1 protein-coding gene and 1 pseudogene are annotated in these 568 nt (G+C 73.4%); both read right to left on the reverse strand.

Translation table 11 applies throughout. The features are described from left to right. The coding region (locus CCN29_RS34460) for a hypothetical protein (RefSeq protein ID WP_086686356.1) at positions 1–256 on the reverse strand (256 nt) is incomplete at its 3' end. Between the two features lie 93 nt (positions 257–349). Further along, positions 350–568, reverse strand: a pseudogene (locus tag CCN29_RS34465) (roadblock/LC7 domain-containing protein); the annotation flags it as partial.

The raw sequence follows: 568 nt of genomic DNA on the forward strand, positions 1-568 counted from the left end.
GGCGGATCAGGTGGTACTGGGTGTTGAGGGTGATCAGGATGTCCTCGATCTCCTCCTTCAGCCCCAGCAGCTCCATGGTGCGCAGCTTGGACCGCACGACGTCGGTGTTGCCGGCGGCGGCGACCTCCAGGTTGAGTTCCTTGCCGCCTCCCAGGGTGCCGAGGGCCATGCCGCTGGTGTAGTCGACGAGTGCGGCGGCCGTGGCGCCGTCGATGGAGCTGAGGCATTCCTTGAGCGCGGTCTCGGTGTTGGCCATGGATGGTGTCCTTTCCGGATCATGAAGGGTGGTACGGGCCGGCGCCGGCGGTGTGCGGGCGTCCGGCCGGTGGTGGGGTCGGTGGGGTGCGGGTCAGCGGCCGGGCCGGTGCGCGGGGCGCTGCGGGGTCCGTACGGGGAGGGTGCCGATGGGCCGGGACCGGTCCGCCGGGTCCTGGGCCTCCTCGCGGGTGGCGGGCCGGTCGGCGTGACGTCCGCCGCCGGGGCCGATGCGGGCGTCGACCAGTTCCGCGATCCGGGCGCCGCCGCGCCGGCCCTCCAGGTGGAGCCGGCCGACGTTGACCCGGTCGTC

The organism is Streptomyces pseudogriseolus (assembly GCA_002154585.1).
Classification (GTDB): Bacteria; Actinomycetota; Actinomycetes; order Streptomycetales; family Streptomycetaceae; genus Streptomyces; species Streptomyces pseudogriseolus.